Below are 18,085 nucleotides of genomic sequence, written 5' to 3'. Positions count from 1 at the left end.
CCGTCAGATCCAGCCGAAGCGCGGGCTGGCGGACAAGAGCGAAGGGGACAGTCCGGTGCCGCGTGCCGCGAGTTGCGCGCGGTGCTCGGCTTCGGTGGGAAAGTGGTATTCCAGATCTGCAGACCACTGCTCGATCGGTATCCAGCTCTGGCGCACGAAATCGAAGCGCTTGATCACTTTGCACGGGTTGCCGGCGGCCACGCTGAACGGCGGGATATCGCACGTCACGACCGAGCGTGCGCCGATCACGCTGCCGCGGCCGATGCGCACGCCATGCATCACGGTAACCGAGGTGGTCAGCCAGCAGTTCATGCCGAGTTCGATCTCGGCCCCGGCACTTAGCCCGGACGCGATGTAGGGTGTGAGCGGCGAACTGATGTCGTGCCCGCTTCCGAGGAACAGGCAGTCGATGCCCGTGAAGCAGTAGTCGCCGATTAGGATCCGGGGGCCGCAGGAAAAGAAGTTGCGCCGACCGATGTGGCAGAAATCGCCGATCACGATGCGCTCGGTGCTCTCGTCCCGAAAGTTGACATTGAGCCAGCACTGCGCAGAAAGGGTGGAGTTGCTGCCAACCCGCACATTGCGCCACCCCGCCACCTGGACGCTGGGATCGACATAGGAATGTTTGCCGACCCGCTGCCGGCGGAACCGAGAGCGCTGACCCGGCCGGCTGGTCACTAGTCGGTAGAGCGGCCCCCAAACGGACCATGGCAGGCGGGCGAGTAGCTGCTGGCGAATTCCCATGCTCGTCTTCTTCTACTTCCCGATCAAGGGTTCGGCATCAGAGCCGATCGATCCAGTCCCTAAGGCTGACGAAAGGCTTTGGCGGACGACGCCACGCAGGCTGGAAGAGGCAAGCACGGCTATCGTGGCGGCGCAAAGCGACGCCACGACACCCACCACGATGTTCAACGGGTGCGTCAACTGGAGGGCTACTCCGGCCCACAGGGCGATGGCGCCGCACAGTCCCGAGATTCCCAACGGCATTCCGACGTCGCGCAGTAGCCAGCGCGAACGGATCCCCACGAGCAGCCTGCGATGGGTCAGCCAGGCGCCCAGCGCCACATACAGCACATGCAGCACGAGCCACGCGATCGCGCCGCCCAGGGCTCCATGGTGCAGGGCCAGTATGGCGATCAGCGGAACCATGATCACGATCAAGATGCCGTTGATGGCCAGCGGCAGCCGCGTTTCGCCATGGGCCAGCTGCAATGCGTGCGGGATGTGCATCACGCCATGCAAGGCCGAGCCGGCCGCCATCACCGCCACCACCGGTGCAGTGGCGAGCGCGAGTGCGTCATCGCGGGTCCACAGCAGGATGAGGTCGCGGGAGGATACGACCAGGAACATCGCGAGCGGGAACAGGCCGCAGCCAACTGCCTGGGTGCACAACCGGTACAGGCGCAACGTACCGGCGTGGTCGCGCAACGCCGCCAGGCTGGTGAAGCGCGGGTAGAGCGCGTTGAACATCGGCGTTATCAAGACATAGAGGCCGCTGACCACGGTGGCAGCCAGCATGTAGTGGGCGAAGCTGCGCAGATCGAGGATACGGCTGAGCATGACCTTGTCCATTTGCGTGAACACCAAGCCGAGGACGGCAATGCCACCCATGCTGGCCGAGAAGCGCCAGATGCGCCGCAATTCCGGCCAGCTGAAGGCTGCGCCCGGCTCGCGCCCGACGGCATTCCACGCGGCATGGCGCATCAGCATCGCATGGGTGAGGCCGACCGTCACCTGCCAGGCAAAGAAAGCCTCGATGGTGGCCGACACGAGGGCCAGCACCGTCACGGCGCCCACGCCGCCGAGGGTCGCCATCGCGATATTGATGGCACTGGCGGCCGGTATCCGTTGGGCACCGAGCAGGACGCCCTGGTAGAGCCCGATGGGCCAGCGGCACGCAATGACCACGCCGAGCAGGGAGACCGCATGTTGCAGGGTCGCGGGTGACAAGTGTTCGGCCTTCAGCCAGTGGTCGGCGATCGGCAGCGACAGGCCAAGGATCACCACTGCGATCAGGGCTGCGATGAGCCAATAGACCCGCGCCAGGGTGCGCAGCAAGGTGCTCGTGCGGCTGATGTCACCCTCTGCCGAGGCGCGCGACACCTCGCGATTGATGGTGGGCGCCAACCCCATGTCCAGCAGCTGCACTACTGCCTGCAAGGTCGCAAAGAAGCCCACCAGTCCGTAGGCCTCGACGCCCAGGTAGTGCAGATAGAACGGGATGACGGCAAAACCGAGTGCGGCCGACCAGACCGAACCGGCCAGCCCTATCAACACATTGCGGCCCAGCATTGCGCTGCCTTCACTCGTGGGAGGCGTTGCTCTGGTAGCCGTGACGCGTAACGAGTTCATCACGCTGCGCCGAGCGCAGGTCTTCGCGGGCCATCTCCGCCACCAGGTCGGCAAAGCTCACCTTGGGCGACCATCCGAGCTTGGCGCGGGCCTTGGACGGATCACCAAGCAGGGTCTCGACCTCGGTGGGGCGGAAGTAGCGCGGGTCGACGCTGACGATGCAGTTGCCTCGGGAATCAAAGCCCTTCTCGTCGACGCCCTTGCCTTCCCAGCGGATCGCGATGTCGAGCTCGGCGGCGGCCAGATTGACGAACTCACGAACGCTGTACTGCTTGCCGGTTGCGATCACGAAGTCCTCGGGCTCCAGTTGCTGCAGCATCAGCCACTGCGCCTCGACGTAGTCCTTAGCATGGCCCCAGTCACGCTTGGCGTCGAGGTTGCCGAGGTACAGCCGCTCCTGCAGGCCGAGCTTGATGCGAGCCAGGGCGCGGGTGATCTTGCGAGTGACGAAGTTCTCGCCGCGCAGCGGCGACTCGTGGTTGAAGAGGATGCCGTTGCAAGCAAAGATACCGTAGGCCTCGCGGTAGTTGACCGTAATCCAGTAGGCGTACATCTTTGCCACCGCATACGGGGAGCGCGGATAGAACGGCGTCCTCTCCGTCTGTGGAGTCTCCTGCACCTTGCCGTAGAGTTCCGAGGTCGACGCTTGATAGAACTTGGTCTTCTTGTTCAGGCCCACGATGCGGATGGCTTCCAGGATCCGCAGCGTGCCGAGCGCATCTGCGTCGGCTGTGTACTCGGGCACCTCGAACGAGACGGCTACATGACTCTGGGCCGCCAAGTTATAGACCTCGTCCGGTTGTACTTGCTGGACGATACGGATCAGGTTCGACGAGTCCGTCAGGTCGCCATGGTGCAGGAAGAATCGGACACTGGCTTCATGAGGGTCCAGGTAAAGGTGGTCGATGCGGGAGGTATTGAACAAGGACGCCCGGCGCTTCAGTCCATGAACGATATAGCCCTTCGCCAGTAGAAATTCGGCCAGATAGGCTCCGTCCTGCCCAGTGATTCCGGTTATCAAGGCGACTTTTGACATGGACTTGTTCAGTATGGTGAAAGGGCGATGGCGAGCGTTGCGATGAGCGATCCAGCACCCGTGTGGCACAGCCCCGAGGACATTGGCACCTACGCTACCGCTGTGGGTCGGTTGTTCGACAACGCCAAAGAAAATTGTTGGATCGCAAGCGTTCGGGCGGCGTTGAGCGCCGTGCGCGGAACAGACTATTCTACACGCGGGCCAGCGGCTGGCCGCCACGTCTCGCGCTTCCTCACGCGTGGGAAAATTGTTTTCTTTGCGCCGCAAAAGGGCGCCACCGGCAGGCGCTATTTCGAGAAGAACGATAATTGAGGAATGATTGAACATATGACAAGCCCGCAGACCGATCCCGCGTCGAACGATGCAGCAGGCGAAGGTCAGCCGAGTCCTCCGCCCTTGTTCGACAGCGTCGGTCTTGCGCCGAGCCTGCAGCAAGCGGTGGCCGCTCAGGGCTACACCTCGATGACGCCGATCCAGGCCAAGGCGATACCGATCGTGCTGGCCGGTCGCGACGTGATGGGCGCGGCACAGACCGGCACCGGCAAGACGGCGGCATTCTCGCTGCCGTTGTTGCACAAGATGCTCCGGCATGAAAACGCCAGCATGTCGCCGGCCCGGCACCCGGTGCGGGCACTGGTGATCGCGCCCACGCGCGAACTGGCCGACCAGGTGGCGGCCAACATCAAGGGCTATGCGGCGCAGACCAAGCTGCGCGTGGCAGTGGTCTATGGCGGCATCGACATGAAACCGCAGACGCTGGAGCTGAAGGCCGGCGTCGAGGTGCTGGTGGCCACGCCGGGCCGCCTGCTCGACCACATCGAGGCGAAGAACGCGGTGCTGAACCAGGTCGAGTACGTCGTGCTCGACGAAGCCGACCGCATGCTCGACATCGGCTTCCTGCCCGACCTGCAGCGCATCCTGAGCTACCTGCCCAAGCAGCGCCAGACGCTGTTGTTCTCGGCCACCTTCTCGACCGAGATCAAGAAGCTGGCCGAAAGCTACCTGCAGGATCCGATCCTCGTCGAAGTGGCCCGGCCGAACGCCACCGCGTCGACGGTGGAGCAACGCTTCTACAGCGTGTCGTCCGACGACAAGCGCGCCGCCATCCGCAAGATCCTGGTCGAGCGCGAGCTGAAGCAGGCCATCGTGTTCGTCAACTCCAAGCTCGGCTGTGCGCGCCTCGCACGCTCGCTCGAACGCGAAGGACTCAAGACCAATGCGCTGCACGGCGACAAGTCGCAGGACGAGCGCCTGAAGGCGCTCGATGCCTTCAAGCGCGGCGAAGTCGACGTGCTGGTCTGCACCGACGTGGCGGCCCGCGGCCTGGACATCGCCGATCTGCCGGCCGTGTTCAATTTCGACGTGCCCTTCAACGCCGAGGATTACGTGCACCGCATCGGACGCACCGGCCGTGCCGGTGCGTCCGGCCTGGCGGTGACGCTGGTCACCCGCGACGACACCCGCCTGGTCTCCGACATCGAGAAGCTGATCAAGAAAAAGATCGAGATCGAGCCGATCGAGCTGGACGATGCGCGCCCGCGCGTGGCCGACCGCGCCGAGCGGCCGCGACGCAACTGGGATGACGCGCCGGCCGAATCCCGCGAGGCACGCGAACCACGCGAAGCCCGGCCGCAGCGAAGCTACGCGCCGCCGCGTCCGCCGGCCGATCCGTTCTTCGACAAGCCCTACGAGCCCAGCGCCACCGGGGAGCCTGCCTGGGAGAGCAAGGCCGCAGCCGTGCCGGCCGCCGGCGGGCGGCTGTCGCCCAACATCAAGCCGAAGAAGAAGGTCGCGGCGCTGTTCGGCGCCAAGGTCGCACCGCCGCCTCAGGCCTGACGGTCGACCGGTCGGCAGATCACCCGGCCAGCAGCGAGAACACCGCCGGCACGTCGCTCGGCAACTCGGCCGGCTGGCTGCGCCAGCGAGCGACCGTGTCGCTGCGCGTCCAGGCCCCGGCCAGCGTCAGCCCGCAGCTGACCGACAGGCGGGTGTCCGGGTTCAGCGCGGCAAGCAGGGCGGCCAGCAACGACGCATTGCGGTACGGCGTCTCGATCATCAGCTGGGTCTGGCGGAACTTGCGCGACACCGATTCCAGCTCGCGCAAGCGGGCCGTGCGCTGCATCGCGTCGACCGGCACATAGCCGACGAACGCGAAGCTCTGCCCGTTCAGCCCGCTGGCGCCGAGCGCCATCAGCAGCGAACTCGGGCCCGACAACGGCACGACGCGGATCGACAACGCATGCGCTGCGCGCACCAGATCCGAGCCCGGGTCCGCGATGGCCGGCAACCCGGCCTCGGAGATCAGCCCGATGTCGTGTCCGGCGACGGCGGGTGCGAGCAGGGGTTTCAGGTCGGGCGGTGCGCCGGTGTCGCGGCCCTTCGGCGGCCGCGGCAATTCGACGATCGAGATCTCCTGCAGCGCGCGCGCGAGCGGCTCGACCGCATCCACCCGTTTCAGGAAGGCGCGCGTCGTCTTCGCGTTCTCGGCGACCCAGTGGCTCAGGCCCGCGGCGGTGCGCAGCACGCCGGCGGGCAGCACCTCGCGCAGGTCGCTGTCGGCCGAGACGCCGAAGTCCAGCGTGTTCGGCACCAGGAAAAGCCGGCCGGGCGTCATCATCGATCAGGCCGCGAGCGGGTCGATGCCGGCCTGGCGCAGCAACTCGGCCGTGCGGATCAGCGGCAGGCCGATCAACGCCGTCGGATCGTCGGACTCGATCGCGGTCAGCAGCGCGATGCCGAGGCCTTCCGACTTGGCGCTGCCGGCGCAGTCGTACGGCTGCTCTGCGCGCAGGTAATGCTCGATCTCGCCATCCGACAGCTCGCGAAAACGCACCTGCACCGGCACCAGTGCCGAGGCTTCGAAGCCGGTCTGCCGGCACACCACGGCGACGGCGGTCTGGAACACGATCGACTTGCCGCGCATCGAGCGCAGCTGCGCGACTGCGCGCTCGTGGCTGCCGGGCTTGCCGATCGGCGTGCCGTCGAGGTCGGCGACCTGGTCGGAGCCGATCACGACCGCGTCCGGCGCCTGCGCCGCGACCGCGTGGGCCTTTGCGAGGGCCAGCCGCAGGGCCAGCGCGGCCGGTGCTTCGCCGTCCCGCGGCGTTTCATCGACCTCGGGCGAGCGCACCTCGAACGGCAGGCGCAGCCGTTCGAGGAGTTCGCGCCGGTAGCGCGAGGTGGAACCGAGGATCAACGAGGGGCGTGAGGTCATGGCACGGATTCTCCCATCGCGTGCGCCCGTACACTGGGCGGATGAAGTCCCGCGTCAATGATCCCCGTCACCTGGAAGTCGAGGCTTTCGCCCAGGAGTCCGTCCACCTCGAAGGCCGCTGGCCGCAAGACGATCTGGTGCGCCTGAAGCAGAGTGTGCTGCCTGAAAGCCGTGCCGATGTCACCTGGGTCGCCCAGGGCGAGCGTCGCGCGGCGCCCGGCGCCGCCGCCGAGACCTGGCTGCATCTGACGGCCGAAACCACCGTGACCTTGCAGTGCCAGCGCTGCCTGTCGGCGATGACTGCGCCGCTGGCCATCGAGAGTTCGTTCCAGTTCGTCGCCGGCGAAGACGCGGCCGCGGTGCTGGATGCCGACAGCGAGCACGATGTGCTGGCGCTGACCCGCGAGCTGGACCTGCTCACGCTGGTGGAAGACGAACTGCTGCTGGCGCTGCCGATCGTGCCGCGCCACGCGCACTGTCCGCAGCCGCTGGAGGTGCCGGTCTCCGACGAAGAGGTGGCCGCCGAAAAAGAGGCCCATCCGTTCGCCGCGCTGGCCGCCCTGAAGCGCGGACAGCTGCCCAATTGATCCGGGGCTGGGAGGCCATGCTAGAATCGCAGGCTTTTTCGTCAAAGCGTTGATTGCGTTCCCGGATGATCCTGGAGGCTTCAGCGCCATCCGCCTGGCTCCTGAGAGGGTGTGGGGATGTTTACCGAGACCTGCAAGGGCCTCAGGCTCAAGGAGAATTTTCATGGCCGTTCAGCAAAACAAGAAGTCGCCCTCGAAGCGCGGTATGCACCGTGCGCACAATGCCCTGACCAACCCGGGCACGGCGATCGAGCAGACCACCGGTGAAACGCACCTGCGTCACCACATCAGCCCCACCGGTTTCTACCGTGGGCGCAAGGTCCTGAAGACCAAGGCTGACGCCTGAGTCGCTTGTCGCGCAGTTCCGCCTGTTCGCGCACCGTCGCGGTCAAGGCCAGATGCGTGAAACCTGCGAGACCTTGCACCGACCCGGCCTGCGGCCCGACGCAGCGCCGGGCGTTTGTGTTTCTGGCGGCGGCTGCTCCGGCGGTCGCTGCCTGAGTCCGCTGCCGTACCTTTCGCCGCCGCTCCTGTGTCCATGAACCCGATGTCGCCGCCCGCCGCGACCGATGTCATCCGCCTGTCCGTCGACTGCATGGGCGGCGATCACGGTCCTTCCGTCACGCTGCCCGCCTGCCGTGCCTTCCTCGCCGCCCACCCGCTGGCCGAGGTCGTGCTGGTCGGTCGTGCCGAGGCCCTCGCGCCGGCGGCCGGATGGGAGCGCTGCCATGTCGTGGTGGCGACCGAGGTCGTCGAGATGGATGACGCGGTCGAGGTGGCGCTGCGCCGCAAGAAGGATTCGTCGTTGCGCGTTGCGTTGACGCAGCTCAAGTCCGCTGCCGACGGCCAGGCGCCGCGCGCCCATGCCTGCGTGTCCGCCGGCAACACCGGTGCGCTGATGGCTGTCGCGCGCTACCTGCTGAAGACGCTCGAGGGCATCGACCGCCCGGCCATCGCCGCGGTGATGCCCAACCAGAAAGACGGCTACACCACCGTGCTCGATCTCGGTGCCAACGTGGACTGCAGCGCCGAACACCTGCTGCAGTTCGCGGTGATGGGCAGCGCGCTGGTCGCGGCGGTCGACGGCAAGGAAAACCCGAGCGTCGGCCTGCTGAACATCGGCGAGGAAGTCATCAAGGGCAACGAGACGATCAAGCGCGCCGGCGAGTTGCTGCGCGCCGCGGCCGAAGGCGGCCACGTCAACTTCCACGGCAACGTCGAAGGCAACGACATCTTCAAGGGCACGACCGACATCGTCGTCTGCGACGGCTTCGTCGGCAATGTCGCGCTGAAGACCGCCGAAGGCCTCGCGTCGATGCTGTCGAACTTCATCAAGCAGGAATTCACGCGCAACATCTTCACGAAGATGGCCGCGCTGGTGGCGCTGCCGGTGCTGAACCACTTCAAGCACCGGGTCGACCACCGCCGCTACAGCGGCGGCGCGCTGCTCGGCCTGCGCGGCCTGGTGTTCAAGGCGCACGGGTCGTCCGATGCCTATGCGTTCGAGCAGGCCTTGAATCGGGCTTATGATGCGGCCCGCAATCACTTGCTGGATCGGGTGCACGACCGGATTCGCGATTCGCTGCATGCCTTGCCCACCCCTGCAAGTGCAGGCGGTGCAACGCCCGACGGTGCCGCCCTCGCTGCATGACCCAACCTTCTGCGACCCGCTATTCGCGCATCACCGGCACCGGCAGTTACCTGCCGCCGAAGCGCCTGACCAACGAAGCCCTGGCCCTTGAACTGGCCGCCAAGGGTGTCGAGACTTCCGATGAGTGGATCGTCGCGCGCACCGGCATCCGTGCGCGCCACTTCGCCGAGCCCGACGTGCCGTGCAGCGACCTGGCCCTGCCGGCCGCGCGGCATGCGCTCGAGGCGGCCGGCATCGCCGCGTCGCAGATCGACCTGATCATCGTCGCGACCTCGACGCCCGACATGGTCTTCCCGTCGACTGCCACCATCGTGCAGCGCAAGCTCGGCATCGCCGGCTGTGCGGCCTTCGACGTGCAGGCGGTGTGCTCCGGCTTCGTCTATGCGCTGACGGTGGCCGACTCGATGATCCGCACCGGGGCGGCCAGCAAGGCGCTGGTGATCGGCGCGGAGATCTTCTCGCGCCTGCTCGATTTCAACGACCGCACCACCTGCGTGCTGTTCGGCGACGGCGCCGGCGCCGTGGTGCTGGAGGCGAGCGACACGCCCGGCATCCTCTCGAGCGAGCTGCATGCCGACGGCCGCCACGCCGACATCCTCTGCACGCCCGGCACCGTGTCCGGCGGCAAGATCACCGGCGACCCGCTGCTGAAGATGGACGGCCCGGCCGTCTTCAAGCTCGCCGTCGGCGTGCTCGAAGACGTGGCGCGCTCGGTGCTTGCGAAGGCCGGCCGCACCGAGGCCGACATCGACTGGCTGGTCCCGCACCAGGCCAACATCCGCATCATGCAGGGCACGGCCAGGAAGCTGAAGTTGCCGCTGGACAAGCTGATCGCGACGGTGGACGAACACGGCAACACGTCCGCCGCCTCGATCCCGCTGGCACTCGACGTCGCGGTGCGCGCCGGCACGGTGAAACGCGGCGACACCGTGATGCTCGAAGGCGTCGGCGGCGGGTTCACCTGGGGCGCGGTGCTGTTCGACTACTGAGCACGCGCCCAGCAACCGTCCGCGATCTGTCCAGTTTTCTCTTCGTTGCCGCGACTACAAGGCGCTGACATGACTTCGTTCGCATTCGTCTTTCCCGGCCAGGGTTCGCAAGCCGTCGGCATGCTCGACGCCTGGGGCGACCACCCCGCGGTGCGCGACACGCTGGCCGAAGCGTCGAGCGCCCTCGGCGTCGATGTGGGCCAGCTGATCCACGCCGGCCCGAAGGAATCGCTCGACCTGACCGAGAACACCCAGCCGGTGATGCTGACCGCCGGCGTCGCCTGCCTGCGGGCCTGGCTCGCCGAGACCGGGCTGCAGCCTGCGGCGGTGGCGGGTCATTCGCTGGGCGAGTACGCGGCGCTGGTCGCGGCCGGCGTCATCGGCCTGTCCGATGCGTTGCCGCTGGTGCGCTTTCGTGCGCAGGCCATGCAGCAGGCGGTGCCGGTCGGTGCCGGCGGCATGGCGGCCATCCTCGGGCTCGATGCCGATGTCGTGCGCGCCGGTTGCGCCGAAGCCGTGGCGGCGTCCGGCGAGGTCGTCGAGGCCGCCAATTTCAACGACCCGAAGCAGACGGTGATCGCCGGCACCAAGGCCGGGGTCGAATTCGCGTGCAGCCTGCTGAAGGACAAGGGCGCGAAGCGCGCGCTGCCGTTGTCGGTGTCGGCGCCGTTCCATTCGAGCCTGATGCGCCCGGCTGCCGAGCAGTTGAAGGCGCAGCTGGCCGGCCTGGTGCTGAACGCGCCGCGCATCCCGCTCGTCAACAACATCGACGTCGCGGTGCAGGACGATCCCGCTGCGATCCGCGACGCGCTGGTGCGCCAGGCCTTCGGCCCGGTGCGCTGGGTCGAGGTCGTGCAGGCGATCCGTGCGCGCGGCATCCGCCACATCTTCGAGTGCGGGCCGGGCAAGGTCCTGGCCAGCACGATCCGCCGCATCGACGCCGATGCGGTCACGGCCGCGATCCACGATCCGGCCACGCTGCTGGAAGCGAAAGGCCTGCTGGCATGAGTGATTCCCAGAACGCATCGGCGCTGGCCGGGCAGGTCGCGCTGGTGACCGGCGCCTCGCGCGGCATCGGCCGCGCCATCGCGTTGGCGCTGGCAGCCCAGGGCGCCAAGGTCATCGGCACCGCGACGACGCCGGCCGGTGCCGACGCGATCGGCGCGGCGCTGTCGGCCTTTCCCGGCAGCCGCGGCCTGTGCCTGAACGTCAACGACGGCCCCGGCATCGAAGCGGCGATCGACGCCATCGTTAAGGAGCACGGCGGCCTGCAGATCCTCGTCAACAACGCCGGCATCACGCGCGACACCTTGTCGATGCGCATGAAAGACGACGACTGGGACGCGGTGATCGACACCAACCTGAAGGCGGTGTTCCGCGTCAGCCGGGCGGTGATCCGCCCGATGATGAAGCAGCGCTTCGGCCGCATCATCAACATCACCTCGGTCGTCGGTGCGAGCGGCAATGCCGGCCAGGCCAACTACGCGGCCTCGAAGGCCGGGGTGGCCGGCATGACGCGTGCGCTGGCGCGCGAACTCGGCAGCCGCGGCATCACCGTCAACTGCGTTGCGCCGGGCTTCATCCAGACCGACATGACCAGCGAGCTCTCCGAACAGCAGACCGCGTCGCTGATGGCGCAGATCCCGCTGGGTCGACTCGGCCAGGCGAGCGACATCGCGCATGCGGTGAGCTTCCTGGCGTCGGCCCAGGCCGGCTACATCACCGGCACGGAGTTGCATGTCAATGGCGGCATGTTCATGAACTGACGCCATCGACGCCGAACGGCGTCGAACGCATCGACCTCGAACCACCTACCGACCGGAAGGCCCCGACCGGAACCTGGTTTGCAGCGTGATGGCCTGACTTAGAGCCGACACCCTGCAAGCCTTAGAATCTCGGGCTGTTTCAGCAAACCCTCTTGGAGGAGTCATGAGCGATATCGAAGCACGTGTGAAGAAAATCATCGCGGAACAACTGGGCGTTCCGGAAGCCGATGTGTCCAACGAGAAGGCTTTCGTGGCAGACCTGGGCGCTGATTCGCTCGACACCGTGGAACTGGTGATGGCCCTCGAAGACGAGTTCGGCATCGAGATCCCCGACGAAGAAGCCGAGAAGATCACCACCGTGCAGCTGGCGATCGACTACGCCGTCAAGCACCAGAAGGCCTGAGCCTTCGTTCCCAACCGAGCAGCATCGCATGAGCCGTCGCCGCGTCGTCATCACCGGGCTCGGCCTCATCAGTCCCGTGGGCAACACGGTCGCTGAGGGGTGGGCCAACATCGTGGCCGGGCGCTCCGGCATCGCGACCATCACCAAGTTCGATGCGTCGCCGTTCGCCTGCCATTTCGCGGGCGAAGTGAAGGGCTTCAAGGTGGAGGATTACTTCCCCGCCAAGGAAGCCAGGCACATGGACACCTTCATCCACTACGGCCTGGCTGCATCGATGCAGGCGGTGAAGGATGCCGGGCTGCCCACCGGCGACGCGCTGAGCGAAGACGAGGCCGAGCGCATCGGCTGCCTGGTCGGCTCGGGCATCGGCGGCCTGCCGATGATCGAGGAGACGCATGCCGAGCTGGTCGAACGCGGTCCGCGCCGCGTGTCGCCGTTCTTCGTGCCGGCGTCGATCATCAACATGATCTCGGGCCATGTGTCGATCAAGTTCGGTTTCCAGGGACCGAACCTCGCGATCGTCACCGCCTGCACCACCGGCCTGCACTGCATCGGCGAAGCCGGTCGCCTGATCGAGTACGGCGATGCCGACGTGATGATCGCCGGCGGTGCCGAATCGACGGTGTCGCCGCTGGGCATCGGCGGGTTCGCGGCAGCGCGCGCGCTGTCGACGCGCAACGACGATCCGGCCACCGCCTCGCGTCCCTGGGACAAGGACCGCGACGGCTTCGTGCTCGGCGAAGGCGCCGGCGTCGTGGTGCTGGAGGAATACGAACACGCGAAGAAGCGCGGCGCGAAGATCTATGCGGAGCTGGTCGGCTTCGGCATGGGTGCGGATGCCTTCCACATGACGGCGCCGAGTGTCGACGGGCCCAAGCGCTCGATGAAGGCGGCGCTGCGCAATGCGGGTCTCAATGCCGACCAGGTGCAGTACCTGAACGCGCACGGCACGTCAACGCCGCTCGGCGACCTGAACGAGAGCAACGCCATCAAGCTGGCCTACGGCGACCATGCGAAGAAGCTGGTCGTCAGCTCGACCAAGTCGATGACCGGCCACCTGCTGGGTGGCGCCGGCGGCATCGAGTCGGTGTTCACGACGCTCGCGCTGCACCACCAGGTGGCGCCGCCGACGATCAACATCTTCAACCAGGATCCTGAATGCGACCTGGATTACTGCGCCAACACCGCGCGTGACCTGAAGATGGAGTACGCGGTGAAGAACAACTTCGGTTTCGGCGGCACCAACGGCACCTTGGTCTTCAAGCGCGTCTGACCGGTCCGATCCGCGCCCGGCATGCACGCGCCAGCCGAGTTCCAGCTCACCGTGTCCCGCTTCGGCGCCTGGCGCGGCGGCCTCGCCATGTCGGGGCTGCTCGTCTGGAGCTGTGCCATCGCGTGGTGGACGACCACCGAGCGGTCGCTGTCGTCGGCGGCATGCGGCTTTCTGCTGCTGGCCTGCGTGGCCGCCACCGCATCGTTGATGTCCCTCGCCCGGTTGCCGGTTTTCGTGCTGCGCTGGGACGGCGGGCAATGGCACCTGGGCTGGGCCACGGGAGAGCCGTCGGCCGGATCGCTGCAGGTGGCCATCGATGGCGGCCACTGGCTGCTGCTGAAGTTCGTGCCGGATCGCAAGGTGCACCGCTGGCCGGCCTCGCGCTGGCTGCCGGTGCAGCGCCCGGGGCTCGAGCACGACTGGCACCGCCTGCGCAGCACGCTGTTCACGGCACGGCCGACGGCGATGCCTGAGGCCTTCGGCCAGGACGTCCGGCCATGAGCATGACCACGCCGGACGCTGACGCCCCGTTGATCGAGCGCATCAAGCGCGGCGACGTCAAGGCGTTCGAGATGCTGGTCGTCAAGTACCAGCGCCGCATCGAACGGCTGATCGGCCGCATGGTGCGCGACACCGACCTGGTGCAGGACATCGCCCAGGAGACCTTCATCCGCGCCTACCGGGCGATCCCGCAGTTCCGCGGCGAGAGCGCGTTCTACACCTGGCTGTACCGGATCGCGGTCAATGCCGCGAAGAAGGCGCTGGTCGAGATGAAGCGCGACCCGATCGTGACGGAATCCGCACGCGCTTCGCGGGACGAGGACGACGAAACTTCCCGGGTCGAAAATGAACTAACCAACGGCGAAACGCCCGAAGCGCTGCTGGCCTCGAAAGAAATCGCGGCGACAGTGAACGCTTCGATCGATGCGCTGTCTGAAGATCTTCGCCAGGCGATCACGCTGCGCGAAATCGAGGGCCTGAGCTACGAAGAGATTGCCGAAGTGATGAATTGCCCGATCGGCACCGTCAGATCGCGCATTTTCCGTGCGCGCGAGGCGATTGCGCTGAAACTGCGTCCGTTGCTGGACACCCGGGAAGGCGACCGCTGGTGAGGCGGTCGGGTCACGTGCTGAACATGAATGCTGGAGCTGGAAATGTCACAGTCGTCTGAAGGCAGTGCGTCGATGGAGGGCTTGTCGGCCCTGGTCGACGGGGAACTCGGGTCCGATGCGGGCGCGCGTGCGTGCGCGCAGTGGCGAGAGGATCCGCACGCCCGCGCCCAGTGGCATGCCTACGCATTGATCGGCGACGTGATGCGGTCCGAAGACCTGGCGTCGCCGGTCGATCGCGACTGCGCCTTCCTCGCCCGGCTGCGTGCGCGCCTGGCCGACGAGCCGGTGGTGCTGGCGCCGGCCGAGTTGCCGGCACCCGTCGAACTGCCTGCGGTCGCGGTAGCGGCCGGAGGCTCGCGCCGCGGCTGGCGCACGCCGGTGGCGGTGGCCGCCGGTTTCGTCGTGGTGGCCGGTGCGCTGGTCGCCACCTCGGTGCCCGGTTCGCTGCCCTTCGGTGGCAACCCGGCGACCGTCGCCCAATCGGGTGCCGCATCCGCGGTCGCCGTGGTGCCGTCGCCGCTGCGCGCGGTCAGCGTCGCGCAGGACAGCGAGCCGGTGCGGCTGAACGGCCAGCTGATCCGCGATGCACGCCTCGACGAATACCTGTCGGTGCACAAGAAGTTCGGCGGCAGTTCCGCCCCGGGCGTGCCCTCGGGCTTCCTGCGCAACGCCGCAGCCGAAGCCCCCGCCCGCTGACCGAGATATACCGACCCATGCTGCTGCGCCTGTCCGCGTTGATGGTGAGTTGTGCATTCGTCGCCTTTGCCCCGGCCAGCCGGGCGCAGGGCGCGCTGGTCGGCGGCGACCCGCTGATCGAGGCGCGCGAAACCCAGGCCTGGCTGACGCGCATCACCGACGCGGCGAACAAGCGCAACTTCCAGGGCACGGTGGTGGTCAGCGCGGGCGGCACGGTGGCGAGTTCGCGCATTGCGCATTTCTGCGACGGCCGCAACCAGTACGAGCGCATCGACTCGCTCGAAGGCCAGATGCGCAACGTGCTGCGCCAGAACGACGTCGTCCACACGGTGTGGCCGCAAAGCCGCGTCGCGATGGTCGAGCAGCGCGATTCGATGAGCTCGTTCCCGGCGTTGCTGCAGGCCGGTGCACAGCACGTGACCGACTTCTACGAACTCAAGCCGATGGGCGTCGAGCGCGTCGCCGGTCACGAGGCCAACGTGCTGCAGCTGCGCGCCAAGGATGCGCATCGCTTCGGCTACCGCCTGTGGGCCGAGAAGAACACCGGCCTGCTGCTGCGCACCGAGGTTCTGGGCGAACAAGCCGAGGTGCTGGAGTCGTCGGCGTTCTCCGACGTCAGCATCAACGTCAAGCCGCAGGCGGAACTGATCACGCAGCCGCTGCGCAAGCTCGACGGCTACCGCATCGTGCGGCCGCCCGTCACGCCGGCCAAGCTCGAATCCGAGGGCTGGTCGCTGAACCACGGCATTCCCGGCTTCACGCAGGTCAGCTGCGTCAAACGGCCGTTCGACGGTGCACTGCGTATCCGCGGCGCCACCGAGCCGGTGCTGCAGGCGGTCTATTCCGACGGGCTGACCTTCGTGTCGGTCTTCATCGAGCCCTACAACGCCGAACGGCACCAGCGTCCGATGTCGACCCTGATCGGTGCGACCCAGACGATGATGCGCCGGCATGGCGACTGGTGGGTGACCGTGATGGGTGACGTGCCGACCGCGACGCTGCGTGCGTTCGCGGCGGGGCTGGAACGCAAGAAGTAGCCTGCCGGCGTGCGGCTGCACGCGGCGGCCGTGTGGGTGTATCGAGGGGGTGCTCGGCATGCAAGTTGTGATCGATCAACGCCGGTGTGCACCGGAGAACGCGCTGCGGATGCGTGTGGCGGCGGTCGGGCTGGGCGCGATCTTCTGGCTGGCACCGCCAGTCGGTGCGCAAACCGCGGCGCAAACCCCGGTGCAGGCCCCGATGCAGGCACAACTCCCCGCACAGACGCAGCTGCTGCCCGACTTTGCCGACTTGGTCGAGCGCGCCAGCCCGGCCGTCGTCAACATCCGCACCACCGAGCGCGCGACCGATTCGCCGCGCGGGCCGTTCCGCCGCCGTGCACCGGCCGTGCCGCAGCAGCCTGGCGAAGAGGTGCCGCGCGGCGAAGGCTCCGGCTTCATTCTCAGCGCCGATGGGTACGTGATGACCAACGCGCATGTGGTCGAAGGCGCGACCGAGGTCTACGTCACGCTGACCGACAAGCGCGAGTTCAAGGCGAAGATCATCGGCGCCGATGAGCGCACCGATGTCGCGCTGGTGAAGATCGATGCCACCGGCCTGCCGTCGCTGAAGATCGGCGATGCGGGGCGGCTGCGCGTCGGCGAATGGGTGCTCGCGATCGGCTCGCCGTTCGGGCTCGAGAGCACCGTGACCGCCGGCATCGTCAGTGCCAAGCAGCGCGAGACCGGCTCCGATGTGCCGTTCATCCAGACGGACGTGGCGGTGAACCCGGGCAACTCCGGCGGGCCGCTGCTGAACATCCGCGGCGAGGCGGTCGGCATCAACTCGCAGATCCTCAGCCCCGTCGGCAGCTTCGTCGGTATCTCGTTCGCGATCCCGATCGACGAGGCGATGCGGGTGGCCGACCAGCTGAAGGCCACCGGCCGTGTCGTGCGCGGCTACCTCGGCATCCAGCCGATCGACGTGCCGCGCGAACTGGCCGAAGAGTACGGGCTCGCGAAGGGCAAGGCCAAGGGCGCGTTCGTGCGCCAGGTCGTCAGCGGCACGCCGGCCGACAAGGCGGGCATCCAGCCGGGCGACGTCGTGATCAGCGTCAACGGCAGGGTGGTCGACGGTGCTGTCGACCTGCGGCGCACGCTGGGCGCGCTGAAGCCGGGCACCGCGATCACGCTGCAATGCAACCGGCGCGGCAAGCTGCTCGATTTCAAGGCGAGCCTCGCCGAGCTGAATCCGCAGGTCGCTGCTGCGGCGACCGAACGGCCGGAGGCGCCGGTCGAGCCGCGCGCCGCCGGTGCGGCGAAGGTCTGGGGCTTGAGCGTCGCGAACCTCACCGATGCGGAGCGCCAGTCGCTGCGCGGCGCGAACGGCGTGCGCGTGAGCGCGGTGACCGGCGGTGCCGAGGCGGCTGGTCTGAAGGCCGGTGATGTGATCGTGGCGGTCGGCACGGCCGACGTCACCGACGTGAAGCAGTTCGAGACCGTGGTGTCCAGGCTCGACAAGAACAAGTCGTTGCCGGTCACGGTGCTGCGTGGCGACTGGGCGCAGTTCCTGAGGATCCCGGTGCTGAAGTGACAGCGCGGATATCCGACTGCCGGCGCGGGGATTGCCCTGCTTCTTCCGCAATGTGGGATCTGCAGCAAGAACTTCCGGCAAGACAAATTCGAGGCGATTGTCGAAAAGTGAGTGTGCGCACGCATCATCTGGTCAGAGCGTGCCAATTCAGCGTGCTTTTGGCTACAATTCGGCCCTCGCGTCTCGGCTTTATTGCCAATCCGGTCAACGAGTAGCGGCGTCTGAAACTATCCCCAAGCTACCCACAAGGCTTTGTGGATAAGTTGTGGAAAGATTTTGCTGTTGGAGACCTGCAACGACAAGAAATCAAGCAACGGCGCGGTTTCCGGCGGGGTGCTTTTGGCTACAATGAAGGCCCAACAAGCAGTTGCCATACGTTTTGTTGGAAGGCGCGTCAGTTCTTCGACGTGCCTTTTTTTTGTTCACGGCCCGGGT

Annotated in this window: 20 protein-coding genes; 15 read left to right on the top strand and 5 right to left on the bottom strand. The window is 67.0% G+C overall.

The window, feature by feature from the left end:
- Positions 1-3: 3 nt before the first annotated feature.
- From FHT26_RS29945 to gmd, 3 genes are read right to left on the bottom strand one after another with little or no spacing between them, the layout of a single operon-like run.
- Positions 4-744, bottom strand: coding sequence for an acyltransferase (locus FHT26_RS29945; protein ID WP_168560905.1), 741 nt, complete (start codon positions 742-744; stop codon positions 4-6).
- Between the two features lie 12 nt (positions 745-756).
- Positions 757-2,292 carry a lipopolysaccharide biosynthesis protein gene (locus FHT26_RS14965; protein WP_168560904.1) on the bottom strand — a complete coding sequence of 512 codons (1,536 nt, stop codon included), beginning with the start codon at positions 2,290-2,292 and terminating at the stop codon, positions 757-759.
- A gap of 10 nt (positions 2,293-2,302) precedes the next feature.
- Positions 2,303-3,388, bottom strand: a complete 1,086-nt coding sequence (gene gmd / locus FHT26_RS14960; protein ID WP_168560903.1) for a GDP-mannose 4,6-dehydratase — start codon at positions 3,386-3,388, stop codon at positions 2,303-2,305.
- Positions 3,389-3,430: 42 nt separating this feature from the next.
- On the opposite strand from gmd, the gene FHT26_RS14955 reads away from it, so the two are divergent.
- Positions 3,431-3,700, top strand: coding sequence for a hypothetical protein (locus FHT26_RS14955; RefSeq protein WP_168560902.1), 270 nt, complete (start codon positions 3,431-3,433; stop codon positions 3,698-3,700).
- Between the two features lie 15 nt (positions 3,701-3,715).
- The gene (locus FHT26_RS14950) at positions 3,716-5,224 is read left to right on the top strand and encodes a DEAD/DEAH box helicase (protein WP_168560901.1); all 1,509 of its coding nucleotides are present in this window, start codon (positions 3,716-3,718) and stop codon (positions 5,222-5,224) included.
- Between the two features lie 19 nt (positions 5,225-5,243).
- Here FHT26_RS14950 and FHT26_RS14945 read toward each other — a convergent pair whose 3' ends face one another.
- Both FHT26_RS14945 and FHT26_RS14940 read right to left on the bottom strand, forming a co-directional pair.
- A complete protein-coding gene (locus FHT26_RS14945) occupies positions 5,244-6,002 on the bottom strand; it encodes an SAM-dependent methyltransferase (protein ID WP_168561037.1) in 759 nt (252 codons plus the stop codon).
- 6 nt (positions 6,003-6,008) lie between these two features.
- Positions 6,009-6,602, bottom strand: coding sequence for a Maf family nucleotide pyrophosphatase (locus tag FHT26_RS14940; protein WP_168560900.1), 594 nt, complete (start codon positions 6,600-6,602; stop codon positions 6,009-6,011).
- A 41-nt stretch (positions 6,603-6,643) separates the two neighbouring features.
- Between FHT26_RS14940 and FHT26_RS14935 the strand changes: the two genes are divergently transcribed.
- The 13 genes from FHT26_RS14935 to FHT26_RS14875 all read left to right on the top strand — a co-directional run bounded on the left by FHT26_RS14935 (position 6,644) and on the right by FHT26_RS14875 (position 17,650).
- On the top strand, positions 6,644-7,189 hold the full coding sequence (locus FHT26_RS14935; protein WP_168560899.1) for a YceD family protein: 546 nt from the start codon (positions 6,644-6,646) through the stop codon (positions 7,187-7,189).
- A 163-nt stretch (positions 7,190-7,352) separates the two neighbouring features.
- Positions 7,353-7,535: a 50S ribosomal protein L32 gene (rpmF, locus tag FHT26_RS14930; protein WP_056815814.1), complete on the top strand. Its 183-nt coding sequence runs from the start codon at positions 7,353-7,355 to the stop codon at positions 7,533-7,535.
- A gap of 201 nt (positions 7,536-7,736) precedes the next feature.
- Positions 7,737-8,840: a phosphate acyltransferase PlsX gene (plsX, locus tag FHT26_RS14925; RefSeq protein WP_168560898.1), complete on the top strand. Its 1,104-nt coding sequence runs from the start codon at positions 7,737-7,739 to the stop codon at positions 8,838-8,840.
- Positions 8,837-9,829 carry a beta-ketoacyl-ACP synthase III gene (locus FHT26_RS14920; RefSeq protein WP_168560897.1) on the top strand — a complete coding sequence of 331 codons (993 nt, stop codon included), beginning with the start codon at positions 8,837-8,839 and terminating at the stop codon, positions 9,827-9,829. Before plsX ends, FHT26_RS14920 begins: the two co-directional genes overlap by 4 nt.
- Positions 9,830-9,898: 69 nt before the next feature.
- Positions 9,899-10,837: an ACP S-malonyltransferase gene (fabD, locus tag FHT26_RS14915; RefSeq protein ID WP_168560896.1), complete on the top strand. Its 939-nt coding sequence runs from the start codon at positions 9,899-9,901 to the stop codon at positions 10,835-10,837.
- A complete protein-coding gene (gene fabG, locus FHT26_RS14910) occupies positions 10,834-11,595 on the top strand; it encodes a 3-oxoacyl-ACP reductase FabG (protein WP_168560895.1) in 762 nt (253 codons plus the stop codon). Before fabD ends, fabG begins: the two co-directional genes overlap by 4 nt.
- 163 nt (positions 11,596-11,758) lie before the next feature.
- Positions 11,759-11,998 carry an acyl carrier protein gene (acpP, locus tag FHT26_RS14905; protein ID WP_009552529.1) on the top strand — a complete coding sequence of 80 codons (240 nt, stop codon included), beginning with the start codon at positions 11,759-11,761 and terminating at the stop codon, positions 11,996-11,998.
- A 28-nt stretch (positions 11,999-12,026) separates the two neighbouring features.
- The gene (gene fabF, locus FHT26_RS14900) at positions 12,027-13,271 is read left to right on the top strand and encodes a beta-ketoacyl-ACP synthase II (RefSeq protein WP_168560894.1); all 1,245 of its coding nucleotides are present in this window, start codon (positions 12,027-12,029) and stop codon (positions 13,269-13,271) included.
- A gap of 21 nt (positions 13,272-13,292) precedes the next feature.
- Positions 13,293-13,772, top strand: coding sequence for a hypothetical protein (locus FHT26_RS14895; RefSeq protein WP_168560893.1), 480 nt, complete (start codon positions 13,293-13,295; stop codon positions 13,770-13,772).
- 2 nt (positions 13,773-13,774) lie between these two features.
- On the top strand, positions 13,775-14,383 hold the full coding sequence (gene rpoE, locus FHT26_RS14890) for an RNA polymerase sigma factor RpoE (protein WP_168561036.1): 609 nt from the start codon (positions 13,775-13,777) through the stop codon (positions 14,381-14,383).
- 42 nt (positions 14,384-14,425) lie between these two features.
- Positions 14,426-15,079 carry a sigma-E factor negative regulatory protein gene (locus FHT26_RS14885; protein ID WP_168560892.1) on the top strand — a complete coding sequence of 218 codons (654 nt, stop codon included), beginning with the start codon at positions 14,426-14,428 and terminating at the stop codon, positions 15,077-15,079.
- A gap of 17 nt (positions 15,080-15,096) precedes the next feature.
- A complete protein-coding gene (locus FHT26_RS14880) occupies positions 15,097-16,116 on the top strand; it encodes a MucB/RseB C-terminal domain-containing protein (protein ID WP_246867888.1) in 1,020 nt (339 codons plus the stop codon).
- A gap of 58 nt (positions 16,117-16,174) precedes the next feature.
- Positions 16,175-17,650, top strand: coding sequence for a Do family serine endopeptidase (locus FHT26_RS14875; RefSeq protein ID WP_168560891.1), 1,476 nt, complete (start codon positions 16,175-16,177; stop codon positions 17,648-17,650).
- Positions 17,651-18,085: the final 435 nt, after the last annotated feature.

The sequence above is a fragment of the Rhizobacter sp. SG703 genome (genome assembly GCF_012275445.1).
GTDB lineage: Bacteria > Pseudomonadota > Gammaproteobacteria > Burkholderiales > Burkholderiaceae_C > Rhizobacter.
This window is presented reverse-complemented; position numbering and strand designations above follow the sequence as displayed.